We start from the raw sequence: 14,601 nt of genomic DNA on the forward strand, positions 1-14,601 counted from the left end.
TATCAGGACTTCTCTTTGTTGCCAATGCTCAGGCCAAGCTTGATAGAGAGGGCTGCCAGTAGCAGCAGCATCATGATCAGGGAGAAGAAGTTGCTGCCAAGCTCCGGGTATTGCACCTTGAGCAGTGCGGAGTGACCGAAGGCACCGATAAAGAAGCAGAGCAGGGTGCAGATGGGGGTATTACCTACCATCGGCTCATGGCGATAGTGCTGGAACAGCTGATAGGCCGCCAGCCAGAGGGCAATCAGCGGGAAGAAGGAGAAGGGCACCACCGAATTGGTCAGCACGGCCAGAGAGGCATCGCCACAGATACCAATCAGCATGGCCATGGCGAGCGGTTTTTTCGGGATCATAAGCTGTTCAGGCATGTTGTTCTCCATCCTGTGGTCATGGGTGAGGTGCACGGCGCTTCTGGTTTTGCACCTCGGCGCCCATGGCGATCATCCGTAGTTGGCGAATTGTTCGGTCGGAGAGTGCCCGGCACTCTTCGCTGGTCATGTCGAGTGCATCGGCACCGGCACTGAAGACGATGGTGACCATGGCTTCTGCCTGGATGTAGGCATCTTCCCGTGGTGCTTCGGTGGTGGCTTCCAGATAATCGGTCAGCTCGGCGATGAAGTGCTGGATCTCGCGCGCCACCGCCTGACGAAAGGCGGCCGAGGTGCCAGAGCGCTCCCGCAGCAGCAGCCGGAAGATGTTGGGGTTGTTCTCGACGAACTCCATAAAGGTCTGCACCGAGGTGCTGATGACACTGCCACCACCGGCAATGCGCTGGCGTGCCTGGCGCATCAGTTGGCGCAGGGTGAGGCCCCCTTCGTCAACCAGGGTCAGGCCCAGCTCCTCCATATCGCGAAAGTGGCGATAGAAAGAGGTGGGTGCGATACCCGCTTCACGAGCGACTTCCCGCAGGCTGAGATTGGAGAAACTCCGATTGGCGCACAGTTGGCTGAATGCAGCATCGATCAATGTACGCCGGGTTTTTTCTTTTTGTTGAGCGCGAATACCCACGAAATCAGTCACCTTCAGCTTATCGAGGCCAAATGATAACCCGAAGGCGCCTCAGGGTCAGGTTTGTATCCTACTTTTTTACCATTGACCGTAAGGAAATCTCCATGGAAAATGGTGAACAGCTGTTCGCTGAAAGGATGCAATGAGATGGCCAGACCCCCGATTATTTGGTTCTTCGCGGAAGCGTGGGGAAGAGTAAGTTGACAGACAGGGTTCGGGTAAACTGGTAGTCGCCAAACAACCGGACTCCCTTACCCTGCTGTCGCTATGCATCATATTGATTTTGCCTCGTTCTGGCCAGGTTACGACGTTTCTGTACATCGCCGCTCTGCCACACAAATCACATTGGCTCTTGAGCCTCTCGCCAATCATCTACCGCTCTGTGGTCAGTGCCATCAGCCCTGTCCACTCATCCATGACCGCCGAATGCGCACGGTTCGTGACCGTGACCTCCTTGAACTTCGCGTACATCTGCAAGTCCCCGTCCGTCGGGTTGACTGTCTGCGTTGTGGTCGGGTTTCTGAGCATATCGATTGGTTACCCCCAGCTCCCGGCTGACACAGCGATTGCTGCGCTGGGTAGAGGCCTTGCTTGAGCTGATGCCTATCAGTCATGTCAGCCAGCTCACCGGACTGCACTGGCATACCATCAAGGCCATCGACAAGCGTCGGCTACAGGCCAGTGTTGGCACCTTTGAGCCCGGCTCGGTGCGGCGGCTGGTGATGGATGAATTCGCCCTGCATAAAGGCCACCGCTATGCCACAGTGATCATGGATGCTGAACGGACTCGCGTTTTGTGGGTGGGGCATGGCAACAGCCGAGAGGCTATTCGCCCCTTTTTCGAGCTGATGGGCGAACGATGCCAACAGATTGAAGCGGTGGCTATGGACATGAACTCCGCCTTCGATCTGGAAGTGAAACAGCACTGTCCACAGGCGGAAGTGGTGTATGACTTGTTCCATGTGGTGGCCGGTTATGGCCGCAAAGTGCTCGACCGAATTCGGGTGGATCAAGCCAATGCATTAAAGCATGACAAGCCGGCTCGCAAGGTCGTCAAGCTGGCGCGTTGGCTACTCCTGCGCAATCGAGAAAATCTCAAGGAAGACCAGGCGGTGAAATTACAAGAGCTATTGGAAGCCAATAAGCCCTTGGCGACAGCATATGTTCTCAAGGAGGCCCTGAAGGAAATCTGGTACGCCCCGAGCGTCAGGGAAGGTTGGCGACGATGGAAGGCCTGGATGCGGCAAGCGAAGGAAAGTGGCCTGGAGCCCTTAGAGCGTTTTGCCAAAAACCTTCGCCGCTACCCCCGGGGGATTTTGGCCAGCGCAATCTTTCCCATGCACACCAGCCTGCTGGAGGGCGTGAATAATCGGATCAAGGTGATCAAACGCATGGCTTATGGATTTCGGGACTCAGAATACTTTTTCCTGAAAATCAAGGCCGCCTTCCCCCGGAAAGACGCGATGAACCGATTATTTTGACCAATACCCTGCTGTTCTCCCTCTCCGGGATAGTGGCGCTGATTGTCGTGCCCTGGTACGGCGTGAGCCACGGTTACGATCTCTGGCAGTGGGCCAGTTTCCTGTTGCTGTTCTGCCTGAGTGGTCTCTCCATCACCGCAGGTTATCACCGGCTCTGGTCGCACAAGGCCTACAAGGCGCACCCCGCTTTGCAGTGGTTGTTTGCCATCGGCGGCGCATTGGCGCTACAGAATTCAGCCCTGCACTGGTCGGCCGATCACCGCCGTCATCATCGCCATGTGGATGACAATGAAAAAGACCCCTACAGCGCGGGGCGCGGTTTCTGGTACTCCCACATTGGCTGGATGTTGCGTGAGCATCAGGGAGAGCGCTATGGCGATTACAGCAACGTGCGGGATCTGCAGAACAACCTGGTGGTCGCGTTTCAGCACCGTCACTATCTGACGCTGGCGCTGGCGGCCAATCTGGGGTTGCCGCTGCTGCTTGGCCTGTGGCACGGGGATCTGCTCGGCATGCTGCTGCTGGCGGGCGTGCTGCGGATGGTGATGACTCACCACACCACCTTCTTCATCAACTCGCTGGCCCATATCTGGGGCAGTCAGCCCTATACCGACCGCAATACCGCTCGCGATAACGGCATCCTGGCCTTTTTCACTTTTGGCGAGGGGTACCACAACTTTCACCATCTGTTCGAGAATGACTACCGCAACGGCATTCACTGGTGGCAATTCGATCCGACCAAGTGGTTGATCCGGCTTGCCTCCTGGTGCGGTCTGGCGGGGGATCTCAGATCCTCGCCGGAGGAGCGTATCGAGCAGGCCCGGCTGCAGATGCAGCTGAAACGGGCGCAAGCCAGATTGCGCAAGCAGGAAGATCGCGAATTGTGGCTGGCGCTGCTGCAGGAGGAGTACGACAAGCGGAGTCAGCAGTTGCAACACTATTACGCCAGTCGCAAGCGGCTGCTGGCGCGCTATGACCGCCTCAAACTGCAACTGGAGTACCGTGCCCTGCGGGACGGCTTCATCGCAGGTAAACGCAACTGGAGTCGCCTGTTGGCAGGTATTGCATGATGCCTTGCTGGTATCGCACAGACTAAAAGAGAAGACCGCCTGCTGGCGGTCTTCTCTTTGGTATGCATGTTTGAACGGCGGGTTGCTTGCGCGCTACTCCGGCAGATCCTGTTCTTGCAGCAGGCTCAGGGTTTGCTGCTCCAGTAGGCTCAGCCCCAGCTGTTCACAGGCCTGCTCAAAGCTGATCCCCAGATGGCACATCATGATATCGATAGCGGGCAGATAGTTTTTCATAGCTTCTTCCATGGTGATCCTCCAGACCGGACTCTTATGCCCTGAACCACTCTGGGCAGCAATTAGACTTTAGGCTTAGTCTGCCCATTTGCTAAGCCCCCCTGCCACTGGGGGAGGGAATTTGTTACCCTGCACCATGATAAAAACGGTTGCCGTATGACTGCGAGCAACGGGTGAGGAGCAGGGCATGTTATTGAGTTTCTTGATCATCGCTTCAGGTTGGTGGCATATCCGTGCTGCTTACGGTTCAGACAGCCGCCAGTTCTATATCAGCAAGCCGCTGACCATGCTGCTTATCATCGCGTTGGCGTTCGGCTACCAGAGTTATGACCACGACGGTTCCCACGCCTGGATCCTGCTCGGCCTCTGCCTCTCGCTGGCGGGCGATGTGCTGCTGATGCTGCCAAGCGATCGCTTCATTCAGGGGTTGGCGGCATTTCTTGTCGCGCATCTCTGCTATATCGTCGGTTTTGCCCAGGGGCCGCTGTTGCTCAATCTGGTGGATGGTTTGTTGCTGTTGCTGATCGCCGGCATGGTCTTTGGCCTGCTGTGGGGCAAGCTGGGGGAGATGCGGATCCCGGTCTTCTGCTACATGCTGGTGATCATCGGCATGGCCTGGGTGGCCGCCGGTGCCTGGCACGCTTCTCTCACCGCCGGTTCTGCCGCTGCTCTGGTGGGGGCGCTGCTGTTCCTCTTCTCCGACAGCATGCTGGCGCTCGATCGCTTCCGCCGCCCCTTTCCCCACGCCCGCGCCTGGGTGATGAGCAGCTACTTCGCGGCGCAATTCCTGATTGCGGGATCGTTGGCGGGATAACGCCTTTTGGTTGAGTGCAGGTCACAGATAACGAAAAACGGGCGCTTGCCCGTTTTTCGTTTGATGCTCGGCGTTTTTTCACGCCTCTAGCGGTTCGGCATCCGCTGCCCGTGGGGCGGGGGATTTGAGCAACAGCATCAGGGCACTGGCGATCAGCAGGAAGATCCCCATGATGTAGAACACCTGGTTGTAGGCCATGATGGCCGCTTCCCGGTTGATGGTATTGGCCAGCATGGCTCGCGCTTGCTGCTGGGCAATCTCGGGGGCGGAGCCCTGTGCCATCATGCTCTGAGCCAGCTGCAGCAGATAGCTCTGCCCCTCGATACTGCTGGCGGCCAGAGTGCTGCCAATTTGCAGCACATGGGTGCGGGTATCGTTGTCGAGCAGGGTCGCGATGATGGCGATACCGAATGCGCCGCCGAGGTTGCGCAGCACGTTGAGCAGGGTCGAGGAGGAGGGTATCTCATCGTGGCTCAGGCTGGCGGTGGCGACCAGGGAGAGCGGCACCATGATGAAGGGTTGCCCCAGCGCCCGCACGATCAGCGACTGGATCAGCTGCGGCCCGGCGTAGTCAACACTCATGTTGACGTTCATAAAGCAGCTGACGGCGAAGATCAGGAAGCCGAAGCTCACCAGATAGCGCGGGTCTATCTTGTGGGTCAGTTTGGGCACCAGCGGCAGCACCAGCAGTTGCGGCAGCCCCATCCACATCAATACTTCGCCGATTTCCAGCGCGTTGTAGTTGTGGATCTGGGTCATGTAGAGCGGCAGTACATAGATAGAGCCCATCAACGCCATGCCGAGGATCAGATAGGCGAAGCAGGCCAGCGCGAAGCGCGGGTTGCGCAGCAGCCGCAGATTGACCAGCGGGTGACGGCGGATCAGCTGGCTGATGACGAAGAACACCAGCGCCACCGCCGAGATGACCGCCAATCGCACGATGAAGCTTGAGCCGAACCAGTCCTCCCGGTTGCCCTCCTCCAGTACCACCTCCAGCAAGCCGAGCCCGAGCGCCATGGTGACGATACCGATGAGGTCGACCCGCTTGATCACCTCCCAGTCCACCGGTTTTTTGTCCAGTCCGTGGGCCAGCATGGCCATCACCAGCAAGCCTGGCGGCACGTTGAGATAGAAGATGTAGTGCCATGACATCTGCTCGGTGAGCCAGCCGCCGAGGGTTGGGCCGATGGCGGGGGCGAAGGTGGCACAGAGGCCAAACAGCGCCATGCCGGTGGCTCGCTTCTGTAGCGGCAACAGGGTAACGATGAGGGAGAAGGCCATCGGGATCAGCGCCCCGCCGGTGAAGCCCTGCAGCGCCCGAAAGACGATCATGCTGGTGAGGTTCCAGCTGAACGAGCAGAGCACGGAGGCGGCGATAAAGGCGCCAGTGGTCCACAGCAGGTAGCGGCGCACGCTCAGCCCCCGGCTCAACCAGCCGCTCAGGGGGATGGCGATCATCTCCGCCACCAGATAGGAGGTGGAGATCCAGGAGCTTTCGCTCAGGGTGGCCGACAGCGCCCCCTGAATATCCTTCAGGGAGGCATTGGTGATCTGGATATCGAGGATGGCCATGAAGGCGCCGATAAGCCCCCCCATGACCGCGATCCAGTTGCGACGTGGAATGGGTTCCATCAGTGGACGGCAACCACGGGATCAGGCGTGCGGGTATCCACGATCACTTCGGTCGAGAGACCCGGCAGCAGTTTGCCTGCCAGCAGGCCCGGCTCGGGGATGCGGATCTTGACCGGCACCCGCTGGACGATTTTGGTGAAGTTGCCGGTGGCATTCTCCGGCGGCAGCAGGGCGAATTTGGCACCAGTCGCCGGGGCCAGGCTGTCGATGATCCCCTCGACCGGTTGATCCGGGTAGGCATCGAGCACCACTTCGACCTTCTGGCCCGGCTGCATATGGGCGAGCTGGGTCTCCTTGAAGTTGGCCTCGACCCACACCTGTTGCAATGGCACCAGACTGGCGACCTGCATGCCGGACTGGACGTAGAGCCCTTCCCGCAGGCTGCGCTTGCCGATGATGCCGTCGGCCGGTGCCCGCAGTTCGGTGTAGCCGAGCTCCAGCTTGGCCTGCTCCAGTTGTGCTTCGCTCAATGCCAGCTTGGCCAGGTTCTGTTTGCGCTCGGCATCCAGTACCAGCAGTCGCTCACGGGCCGCCTGCAGCGCGGCTTGGGCCTCCCGGGCTTGCGCCTGATTGACCTGCAGGCCGGCACGCACCTCGTCCAGACTGTCTTGCGAGCTGTAGTGGCGCTGGTTGAGCTGACTGATCCGGTTGACCTGCTGGCTGGCGCGCAGCTGTTCGGCCTTGGCGGAGGCGACCTTGGCTTCGGCCTGCTGGATCAGGCTCAGTTGTTGGGTGCGGGTGGCCGCCAAATTTTCGGCCGTCGCCTGATTGAGGCGCAGGTCGGCTTCGGCCTCCGCGACCCTGGTTTTGTATTCGCGATCATCGAGACGGGCGATCAGCTGGCCCGCTTTGACCGGCTGGTTGTCGGTGACCAGCACTTCGCGGATATAGCCGGGCAGCTTGGAGCTGATCCCGGTCACTTCACTCTGCAGATAGGCGTTGTCGGTGCTTTCAAAATAGCGGCCGTGAAGATACCAGTAACCGGCGAACAGCAGACCGAGCAGCGCCAATATCATGGCTGCCAGCAGGGGAATTTTTTTGTGTTGACTCATTGTTGTGATTCCTGAACTTAAGGGGCGCAGGCTAACACTGGTCAACTGTTTCGATTAGTATTGGTTCACGAGATATACAGTTTCACTGGTGCAACAATGGATCTCAATGCCGCGTTAATTCTGGTGCGTATCGTCGACAAGGGCTCGTTTACGGGGGCCGCCCGCGAGCTGGGGATGACCAAGGCGATGGTCAGCCGCCGCATCGCCGAGCTGGAACAGCGGCTCGGTGTACGCCTGCTCTATCGCTCCACCCGTCAGCTCACTTTGACCGAGGAGGGGGAGAAGTACTACCTGCACTGCAGCAAGGCGGTCGATGCCCTGACCGAAGCCGAGCTGATGCTGAGCGCCAGCCAGCGGGAGGTGACTGGCACCCTTAAACTGGCGGTACCCATCGAGACGGGGCAACTGGTGGTCGGGCGCTTGGTCGCCAAGTTTTTGCAGGCCTATCCCGCCTTGCAGGTGGAGCTGGAGTTGACCAACCGGGTGGTGGACCCCATCAGCGAAGGGCTGGATGCAATAGTGCGAATAGGCGACATGAGCGACTCCAATCTGGCGGCGCGCCGGCTCTGGAGCACCGGACGGCTGCTCTGTGCCAGCCCGGACTATCTGGTGCGCAGCCCGGTCATCGCGCGGCCGGAGGATCTGGTCAATCACGAGCGGGTGACCGTGAGCAGCGGGTTTCTCGCCTCCCATTGGTGCTTCGAGCTGGATGGCCGAGAGGTGCTGGTTGACCCCCCATCCCGTTTTCGGGTCAATAATATTACCTGTGCCCGGGAGGCGGCAAAGGCGGGGCTGGGGTTGGCCTCGTTACCCGCTATGCTCTGTCAGGATGAGCTGGCCAGCGGCGAGCTGGTGATCCTGCTGCCAGAGTGGCAGCAACCCAGGGTGCCCATCTACCTGCTGTTTCCGGAGCGGCAACTGATGCCGCGCAAGTTGCGGGCATTCATCGATTTCATGATTGAGAACGGCGCCGAGTTTGGCATCGACAAGCTGTTGTAAGGGGGAGCTATGGATAACTGGATCAATCTCTATCGCGCCTCTCACACCCTGGAGGCACACGCGTTGAAAGGGGCGTTGGAGGCGGAAGGGGTGCTGGTACGACTCAATGGCGAGGGGCTATCCGGCGCTCTTGGCGAACTGCCGGTCGACATGTTGCAGGTGACTCTGATGGTGCGGGCCGAGGATCGCAGCAGGGCGGGGCGGGTCATCGAGCGTTACCAGCAGCGTCAGGGTAACGGCTGGCTGTGCGGTCAGTGCGGGGAGGAGAACGGCGCCAACTTCGACGTCTGCTGGCGCTGTCATCACGATCCCCACGACAGCTGATCTTTCTTCCGCTAGCGCGGCGGGAACTCGATATCTTCCCCTGCGCTGGCATCGTGATAGGTCGCCAGATCCAGCTCGTTTTCGCTGCGGGCGATCAGCACCGACACCAGAATATCCCCCGATACATTGACCGTGGTACGCGCCATGTCGAGGATCCGGTCAATACCTGCAATCAGTGCCACCCCTTCCAGCGGCAAACCCACCGCCGTCAGCGTCAGGGTCAGCAGCATCAGCCCGGTGCCCGGGGTGCCTGCGGTGCCGATACTGGCCAGGGTGGCGATGCTGATGATGGTCAGGTAATCAACCATGTGCAGATCCACCCCGAATGCCTGAGCCACGAACAGCGCAGTGACTCCCTGATAGAGGGCGGTGCCATCCATGTTGATGGTGGCGCCGATGGGCAGCACCTTGGCTGTGATGGCCGGAGAGACTCCCAGCCGCTTCTCGGCGCAGGCCAGACTGATGGGCAGGGTGGAGCTGCTGGAGCTGCTGGTGAAGGCCACTGCCTGGGCATCGACGATGCTCTTGAAGTAGTGCAGCGGATTGAGCCGTGCCAGCAGAAGCAGCAGGGCGCTGTAGACCCCGAGCACGTGCAGCAGGCAACCGAGGTAGACGGCGCCGATCACCTTGAGCAGCGGCAGCAGCAGGTCGAGGCCGTACTTGCCGGTCATCCAGGCCATCAGGGCGCAGACACCGTAAGGGGCGAGTGCCATCACCATCTGGGACAGCTTGAACATTCCCTCGGCCAGCGAGGTGAAGACGAGGATGGCGGGACGGCCACGGCGACCGCTGGCGTTGAGGGCTACCGCCAGCGCGACGGCAAAGACGATCACTTGCAGGATCTTGCCATCCACCATCGCCTGTACCGGGTTGCTCGGCACCAGATGGCTCAGCACGCTGGCCAGGGTGGGTGGCTCCGACATGCCGATGCGCTGATAGGGGCCCATGTCGGCGCCCATGCCGGGCTCCAGCAGCCAGCCCATCATCAGGCCGATGCAGATGGCGATGGCGGTCGAGCAGAAGTAGAGGCAGATCGCCTTGCTGCCGATGCGATCGAGGGCCTTGCCCTTGAGCAGCGAGGTGAGGCCGGCGATGACCGAGCAGAAGATAAGGGGCACCATCAGCATCTGGATGGTGTTGACGAACAAGACGCCAAGGGGCTTGAGCAGCAGGGCCTGCTCTTGAAAGCCGACGCCCAGACCCACCCCTGTCAGCATGCCGATCAGGGTCTTGAGCCAGAGGGGGCGGCGGGTCCAGATCTGCCAGGGCTTGAGAGCCTCTCCATGGAACAGCATGACGCCAATATCCTTATACATTGTCTGCGATGGCCAAAAAGGGGCGCCAGTGTAGCGATCCCTGACGCAGGTTGCCACATTATCGACAAAGCGGTGGCGCTGACCACTCCCCTGACCAGGTAATGCGCAATTTATTGGCCTATATCAAGATCCCTCCGGGCAGGGCGATATTTAATTGGCATTAAATATGTTCATTATTGAGGTGAGAGATGTCGCAATCGGTTCATGGTCACGAAGTGATGGAGATGATGCTGGCGCAAGGGGGGCAATTTACCCGTGCCAGCCTGAAACAGGCGATGGCGGAGCGGTTTGGTGCCGAGGCTCGTTTTCATACCTGTAGCGCCAGCGAGATGGATGCGGAGGCGCTGATCGACTTCCTGGCCGCTCGCGGCAAATTTATCGACTCGGCAGAGGGCTTCCAGACCCATGCCGACAAGATCTGCAACCACGGTTAACCTCGCAGCGAGCGCATCTGGCGCTCGCTCAATTCTTTGCCCTTTGCTATATTTCGCCCCCTCTCTTTTTCCTATTCAAGGCGTAGCCAGGGCGTTGTATGGATACTTTCTCTGCCGCAGTCATGCTGTTTCTGATCATGGACCCGCTGGGCAACCTGCCGGTCTTCCTCTCTATCCTGCGTCATATCGATCCCAAGCGGCGCCGCAAGGTGATGGTGCGCGAGCTGCTCTTCTCGCTGGCCATCATGATGCTGTTCCTGTTTGTTGGTCAGCAGATCCTCGGCTTCCTCAACCTGCGGCAGGAGGCGGTCAGCATTGCGGGGGGCATCATCCTGTTCCTGATCGCCATCAAGATGATCTTCCCGAGTGAAGGGGGGGTGACCGGACTGGCGGCGGGCGAGGAGCCTTTCCTGGTGCCGATGGCGATCCCGATGATCGCTGGCCCCTCGATCCTTGCCTCTTTGATGCTGCTGGCTAATCAGGAGCCGACCCGGATGGTGGACTGGTCATTGGCGCTCTTCATGGCCTGGGCTGCCAGCGCGGTGATCCTGATGTTCTACGAGGTATTCAACAAGCTGCTGGGTGAGCGGGGACTCACTGCGGTGGAGCGGCTGATGGGCATGCTGCTGGTGATGATCTCGGTCCAGATGCTGCTGGACGGGGTACATCACTATCTGGCTGTGACCGCCATCCCCTGACCCTCATTGCTCATGGGGGGCTGTAGCTGACTCATGATCTGGGTCAGCAGTAGCTCCCGCAGCCAGCGGTGGCCCGGGTCTTCGCTGTGACGCTGATGCCAGATCAGCAGATGGGAGATGCTGTCCAGCCCGATGGGCAGCGGCAGTTGCAACAGCGGATAGACCTGGGTGGCGTGGCGGGCGTAGAGCTTGGAGAGCGTTACTATCATGTCGGAGTGCATCCCCATCCGCAGCGCCGCCTCGAAGGAGGGCACGGTCGCCTCGATACGTCGATAGAGATCCTGCTCCGCCAGCTTGTGATCCAGCATCCAGCGATCCCGCCCCTCGCAATAGGTCTGCACATGAGGGTAGCTGAGGTAGTGATCCAGATTCCAGCCGGGCTCCCGCAGCGCGGGGTGGTGCTGCTGCACCAGACAGGTGAGATCATCGACCGCCAGCACTCGCTGGCAGATGCTGTCGGGCAGGGTATCGAGCCGATAATCGGAGCTGATACAGTTCTCCCGCACCGCGAAGGCGATGTCCACCTGTCCCTGACTCATCTCGGTCAAACTGTTTTCGGTCCACTCCTCGTAGCGCAGGCGGATCCGTGGTGCCTGCCGCTTCAGCTCGCTCAGATAGAGCGGTGCAAACAGGGTGAAGGCGCTGTCCATGCTGGCGATGACAAACTCCCGCTCGGAGCTGGCAGGGTCAAACTCGGGCGGCTGGATCAGGTTATCCAGCGACAGCAGAATGGGCTGCAACTGCTGTTGCAGCGCAAGGGCGCGGCCGGTGGGTTCCAGCCCGTAGGCAGAGCGGATGAAGAGGGGATCATTGAAGGTATCGCGCAGACGGCCGAGGGCTTTGCTGACGGCGGACTGGCTCAAGTGGAGTCTGCGTGCCGCCTTGCTGCCGTTGCGCTCTTCCAGCAGTACTTGCAGGATAATCAGCAAATTGAGGTCGATGCGACCCAGTTGTTCCAGCAGCATGATATGAATCCTCTTCAATTCTAAGATGAATTTATACCATTTGTTTTCATATCTTGGCGATCTTATCCTCGAATGGTCTCAGGTTCGCATGAACCACTGGTACAGGATGTAGCGGTTGAGGGGACACGTAGCACAATCAATATGGCGACCTTCTGGTCGCCCTATTTTTTGGCTATGATTTATTTGCTCACTTGCACCTGCCTTGATTTTGCCCAACAATCCCTGCGCTCTACTTTGATACAAGTAACAGATATCTCTTTGTGAGGCGTATCTCGATGGGACTCGGTGGAATTCATATCTGGCATATGTTGATCCTCTTGCTGGTCGTTGTGCTGGTCTTCGGCAGCAAGCGTCTTGCCAGTGCAGGTGAGGATCTGGGGACCGCCATCAAAGATTTTCGCAAGGCGATGCGTGACGACGCAAATCATCCGAAATAAGCAGTAGGAGTAGAAAATGTCTGTAGACGAGAAAGTTGAACTGAACGAAACCTGTGACAGCTGCGGCTGTTTTGCCGAGATCGGCACCATCATCGGCGAAGGCGACGATGTGATGGATCTGGTTATTGAAGCCGCTGCCGAGGCGGATGCCCGCGCCAAGCTGGCTGCTTATGAAGCACTGGCCAAGCAGGTCACTGCTGAAGCTCAACTGAGCAGCGAACTGACCCAGGGCGCCAACGGCGTGATCCTGAAAGCCCGCCTGCAATTCACCTGCACCGCCGAAAAACTGATTTTCGAAATGCGGGCCCGCTCTATCTGAGTTGTCTGATAACGCGGCAGGTTTGCCTGCCGTGTTGACCCTTCTGCTGTGGGTCGGCGTTCTATAGTTACTCTATCCCACAGACGTTTTTGCCCGGCGCGAGTCGGCCAACAGAAGGCGTAAACATCATGACGCAGCGATGGATCTCTGCCCCCAATTCCACCTTCTATGGTGATCCGTGCTGCCAACAGGCAGCAGGCGTGACCTCAGCACAGGGGCAGCCATCGTGATGCGACGCTGGATCTGGGCTCTGCTGGCCCTCTGCTGTTTTCCCCTGCTGGCGGCTGAACTCAAGCCACAGCGTTTGCCCCAACCCGGGGATCTCGAAAGCATTCTGCAAAAGCGCGAACTCAGGGCGCTGGTGGTCTATGAGCGCGGCTTCTACTTTCTCGATCGTGGGGCCCAGTACGGCATTCTGGTCAATCAGCTGCAAGGGTTTGAGCGCTGGTTGAACAAGACCTATCTCGCCAAGGAGAAGGTCAAACTCAAGGTGGTCTACATCCCGGTGCGCCAGGACAAGCTGCTGGACTACCTGACCGAGGGGCGTGGCGATCTGGTGGCGGCGACCATGACGGTGACCCCGACCCGGCGTGAACAGGTGGCCTTCTCCCGGCCGCTCATCTCTTCCATCGAGGAGTGGGTGGTAAGCCAGAAGAGCCTGCCCGCCTTCAACCGCATTACCCAGCTCTCCGGCAGACGGGTCTGGGTGCGGGCCAGCTCCAGCTACTACGAGAGTCTGCGCCAGCTCAACTGGCTGTTTCGCGAGCTGGGGCTGCCCCCCGTCTATATCGAAACGGTGCCCGAATACTTGCAGGATGGCGACCTGCTGGAGATGGTGGCTGCCGGCCTTATTCCCTTGACGGTGACCGACAGCTACAAGGAGCGGATCTGGCTGGGGGGCATGATCTCCGGCCTCAAGGCTCACAAGCTGATCCCCCTGCGCAGTAACGGCAACAGCGCCTGGGCGCTGCGCAAGAACAGCCCCGAGCTGCTCGAGGCGGTCAATGGTTATCTGGCGAGCGTCAGCCGCAACAGCCTCTACAGCGACATGACCCTGCGCCGGTTGCTGGTTCACAGCGAGCAGCTGAGCAATATCCTGGCGCCGGACCCCATGGGGCGCCTCGCGACCATTCGCAAGGTGCTGGAGAAGTACGCCAATCAATACGATCTCGACTGGCTGATGCTGGCGGCGCTCGGCTACAAGGAGTCCGGCCTCAATCCCAAGGTGCGTTCGCACAAGGGGGCCGTGGGCATCATGCAGCTGCTGCCCAGCACGGGGCAGGAGGTTGGCATCAACGGCGCCAGACTGACCACCCTTGAGGGTAATGTGGAGGCCGCCTGCCGCTACCTGCGGTTGATCCTCGATACCTACTTCGATGATCCCAAGCTGGATCGGCTCAACCGCCACCTGTTTGCCCTCGCCGCCTACAACGCGGGGCCGAACCGGGTACAGGCGCTGCGGGGCAAAGCCGACAAGCTGGGGCTCGATCCCAACGTCTGGTTCGGCAACGTGGATCAGCTGGTGGCCAACGAAGTCGGACAGGGGCCGATCAACTATGTCGGCACCATCTACAAGTACTACGTGGCCTATCGTTTCAGCCTGCCCCAGATCGAGGGCAAGGCTGCCGCTATCGAAGCGGCTCAGCCCTGAGCCGGTTGACCGGCAGGGTCGCCTGCACGGTCGGCAATTGCCAGCCACCGTCTCTGTGTTGCAAAAACCAGTGGGCGGGGCCGGTGGCCGGGATGAGATCTGGCTGGCTGAGCTGGCCCAGATAGCGCAGCATCGGGGTATCATGCAGTTCCATCAGCAACTCCTTT

17 protein-coding genes and 1 pseudogene are annotated in these 14,601 nt (G+C 59.6%); 10 read left to right on the forward strand and 8 right to left on the reverse strand.

Annotated features, from left to right (window positions below; all coding sequences use genetic code 11):
* Positions 1–2: 2 nt before the first annotated feature.
* Both NMD14_01980 and fabR read right to left on the reverse strand, forming a co-directional pair.
* Positions 3–368, reverse strand: coding sequence for a YijD family membrane protein (locus NMD14_01980; protein ID XEI33261.1), 366 nt, complete (start codon positions 366–368; stop codon positions 3–5).
* Positions 369–387: 19 nt separating this feature from the next.
* On the reverse strand, positions 388–1,008 hold the full coding sequence (gene fabR, locus NMD14_01985) for an HTH-type transcriptional repressor FabR (protein XEI33262.1): 621 nt from the start codon (positions 1,006–1,008) through the stop codon (positions 388–390).
* A gap of 267 nt (positions 1,009–1,275) precedes the next feature.
* Between fabR and NMD14_01990 the strand changes: the two are divergent.
* Together NMD14_01990 and NMD14_01995 are read left to right on the forward strand one after the other, a co-directional pair.
* Positions 1,276–2,489, forward strand: a pseudogene (locus NMD14_01990) (ISL3 family transposase).
* Entirely contained in the window at positions 2,480–3,559 is a 1,080-nt protein-coding gene (locus NMD14_01995) for a fatty acid desaturase (protein ID XEI34697.1), read from the forward strand. The pseudogene NMD14_01990 and the gene NMD14_01995 overlap by 10 nt, the downstream one beginning before the upstream one ends.
* 93 nt (positions 3,560–3,652) lie before the next feature.
* On the opposite strand, the gene NMD14_02000 is transcribed toward NMD14_01995, so the two are convergent.
* Complete coding sequence (locus NMD14_02000; GenBank protein ID XEI33263.1) at positions 3,653–3,805, reverse strand: hypothetical protein; 153 nt, start codon at positions 3,803–3,805, stop codon at positions 3,653–3,655.
* Between the two features lie 175 nt (positions 3,806–3,980).
* On the opposite strand from NMD14_02000, the gene NMD14_02005 reads away from it, so the two are divergent.
* Complete coding sequence (locus tag NMD14_02005) at positions 3,981–4,607, forward strand: lysoplasmalogenase (GenBank protein XEI33264.1); 627 nt, start codon at positions 3,981–3,983, stop codon at positions 4,605–4,607.
* A 78-nt stretch (positions 4,608–4,685) separates the two neighbouring features.
* Here NMD14_02005 and NMD14_02010 read toward each other — a convergent pair whose 3' ends face one another.
* Together NMD14_02010 and NMD14_02015 are read right to left on the reverse strand one after the other, a co-directional pair.
* Positions 4,686–6,239 (reverse strand): DHA2 family efflux MFS transporter permease subunit, encoded by a 1,554-nt coding sequence (locus NMD14_02010; GenBank protein XEI33265.1) that lies wholly within the window; start codon positions 6,237–6,239, stop codon positions 4,686–4,688.
* Positions 6,239–7,291, reverse strand: coding sequence for an HlyD family secretion protein (locus tag NMD14_02015; protein XEI33266.1), 1,053 nt, complete (start codon positions 7,289–7,291; stop codon positions 6,239–6,241). The genes NMD14_02010 and NMD14_02015 overlap by 1 nt, the downstream gene beginning before the upstream one ends.
* A gap of 96 nt (positions 7,292–7,387) precedes the next feature.
* Between NMD14_02015 and NMD14_02020 the strand changes: the two genes are divergently transcribed.
* Positions 7,388–8,290, forward strand: coding sequence for a LysR family transcriptional regulator (locus NMD14_02020; GenBank protein XEI33267.1), 903 nt, complete (start codon positions 7,388–7,390; stop codon positions 8,288–8,290).
* Between the two features lie 9 nt (positions 8,291–8,299).
* Positions 8,300–8,614 (forward strand): DUF2007 domain-containing protein, encoded by a 315-nt coding sequence (locus tag NMD14_02025; protein ID XEI33268.1) that lies wholly within the window; start codon positions 8,300–8,302, stop codon positions 8,612–8,614.
* An 11-nt stretch (positions 8,615–8,625) separates the two neighbouring features.
* Here the strand turns inward: NMD14_02025 and NMD14_02030 are convergent, their stop codons facing one another.
* Positions 8,626–9,909 carry a dicarboxylate/amino acid:cation symporter gene (locus NMD14_02030; protein ID XEI33269.1) on the reverse strand — a complete coding sequence of 428 codons (1,284 nt, stop codon included), beginning with the start codon at positions 9,907–9,909 and terminating at the stop codon, positions 8,626–8,628.
* A gap of 209 nt (positions 9,910–10,118) precedes the next feature.
* Between NMD14_02030 and NMD14_02035 the strand changes: the two genes are divergently transcribed.
* Positions 10,119–10,364 (forward strand): YecH family protein, encoded by a 246-nt coding sequence (locus NMD14_02035; GenBank protein XEI33270.1) that lies wholly within the window; start codon positions 10,119–10,121, stop codon positions 10,362–10,364.
* 98 nt (positions 10,365–10,462) lie between these two features.
* Positions 10,463–11,062, forward strand: coding sequence for a YhgN family NAAT transporter (locus NMD14_02040; GenBank protein ID XEI33271.1), 600 nt, complete (start codon positions 10,463–10,465; stop codon positions 11,060–11,062).
* Here NMD14_02040 and NMD14_02045 read toward each other — a convergent pair.
* On the reverse strand, positions 11,035–12,027 hold the full coding sequence (locus NMD14_02045; GenBank protein ID XEI33272.1) for a LysR family transcriptional regulator: 993 nt from the start codon (positions 12,025–12,027) through the stop codon (positions 11,035–11,037). The genes NMD14_02040 and NMD14_02045 overlap by 28 nt on opposite strands.
* Before the next feature lie 275 nt (positions 12,028–12,302).
* Here NMD14_02045 and tatA point away from each other — a divergent pair, with 275 nt between their 5' ends.
* The 3 genes from tatA to NMD14_02060 all read left to right on the forward strand — a co-directional run bounded on the left by tatA (position 12,303) and on the right by NMD14_02060 (position 14,434).
* Entirely contained in the window at positions 12,303–12,464 is a 162-nt protein-coding gene (gene tatA / locus NMD14_02050; protein XEI33273.1) for a twin-arginine translocase TatA/TatE family subunit, read from the forward strand.
* Between the two features lie 16 nt (positions 12,465–12,480).
* On the forward strand, positions 12,481–12,783 hold the full coding sequence (locus tag NMD14_02055; GenBank protein XEI33274.1) for a YfcZ/YiiS family protein: 303 nt from the start codon (positions 12,481–12,483) through the stop codon (positions 12,781–12,783).
* Positions 12,784–13,012: 229 nt separating this feature from the next.
* Entirely contained in the window at positions 13,013–14,434 is a 1,422-nt protein-coding gene (locus NMD14_02060; GenBank protein XEI33275.1) for a lytic transglycosylase F, read from the forward strand.
* On the opposite strand, the gene NMD14_02065 is transcribed toward NMD14_02060, so the two are convergent.
* On the reverse strand, positions 14,412–14,588 hold the full coding sequence (locus NMD14_02065; protein ID XEI33276.1) for a hypothetical protein: 177 nt from the start codon (positions 14,586–14,588) through the stop codon (positions 14,412–14,414). The two genes, NMD14_02060 and NMD14_02065, sit on opposite strands and share 23 nt — an antisense overlap.
* Between the last annotated feature and the right edge of the window lie 13 nt (positions 14,589–14,601).

It is taken from the genome of Aeromonas veronii (assembly GCA_041319085.1).
Classification (GTDB): Bacteria; Pseudomonadota; Gammaproteobacteria; order Enterobacterales; family Aeromonadaceae; genus Aeromonas; species Aeromonas veronii_F.

Bases quoted from the DNA above. Each gene is read 5' to 3' on its own strand.
- NMD14_02020 (XEI33267.1), top strand. From the start codon at position 7,388: ATGGATCTCAATGCCGCGTTAATTCTGGTGCGTATCGTCGACAAGGGC.
- NMD14_02010 (XEI33265.1), bottom strand. From the start codon at position 6,239: ATGGAACCCATTCCACGTCGCAACTGGATCGCGGTCATGGGGGGGCTT.
- NMD14_02025 (XEI33268.1), top strand. From the start codon at position 8,300: ATGGATAACTGGATCAATCTCTATCGCGCCTCTCACACCCTGGAGGCA.
- NMD14_02005 (XEI33264.1), top strand. From the start codon at position 3,981: ATGTTATTGAGTTTCTTGATCATCGCTTCAGGTTGGTGGCATATCCGT.
- NMD14_02065 (XEI33276.1), bottom strand. From the start codon at position 14,588: ATGGAACTGCATGATACCCCGATGCTGCGCTATCTGGGCCAGCTCAGC.
- NMD14_02035 (XEI33270.1), top strand. From the start codon at position 10,119: ATGTCGCAATCGGTTCATGGTCACGAAGTGATGGAGATGATGCTGGCG.
- NMD14_01980 (XEI33261.1), bottom strand. From the start codon at position 368: ATGCCTGAACAGCTTATGATCCCGAAAAAACCGCTCGCCATGGCCATG.
- NMD14_02045 (XEI33272.1), bottom strand. From the start codon at position 12,027: ATGCTGCTGGAACAACTGGGTCGCATCGACCTCAATTTGCTGATTATC.
- NMD14_02000 (XEI33263.1), bottom strand. From the start codon at position 3,805: ATGGAAGAAGCTATGAAAAACTATCTGCCCGCTATCGATATCATGATG.
- NMD14_02055 (XEI33274.1), top strand. From the start codon at position 12,481: ATGTCTGTAGACGAGAAAGTTGAACTGAACGAAACCTGTGACAGCTGC.
- tatA (XEI33273.1), top strand. From the start codon at position 12,303: ATGGGACTCGGTGGAATTCATATCTGGCATATGTTGATCCTCTTGCTG.
- NMD14_02030 (XEI33269.1), bottom strand. From the start codon at position 9,909: ATGCTGTTCCATGGAGAGGCTCTCAAGCCCTGGCAGATCTGGACCCGC.
- NMD14_02060 (XEI33275.1), top strand. From the start codon at position 13,013: ATGCGACGCTGGATCTGGGCTCTGCTGGCCCTCTGCTGTTTTCCCCTG.
- NMD14_02040 (XEI33271.1), top strand. From the start codon at position 10,463: ATGGATACTTTCTCTGCCGCAGTCATGCTGTTTCTGATCATGGACCCG.
- NMD14_02015 (XEI33266.1), bottom strand. From the start codon at position 7,291: ATGAGTCAACACAAAAAAATTCCCCTGCTGGCAGCCATGATATTGGCG.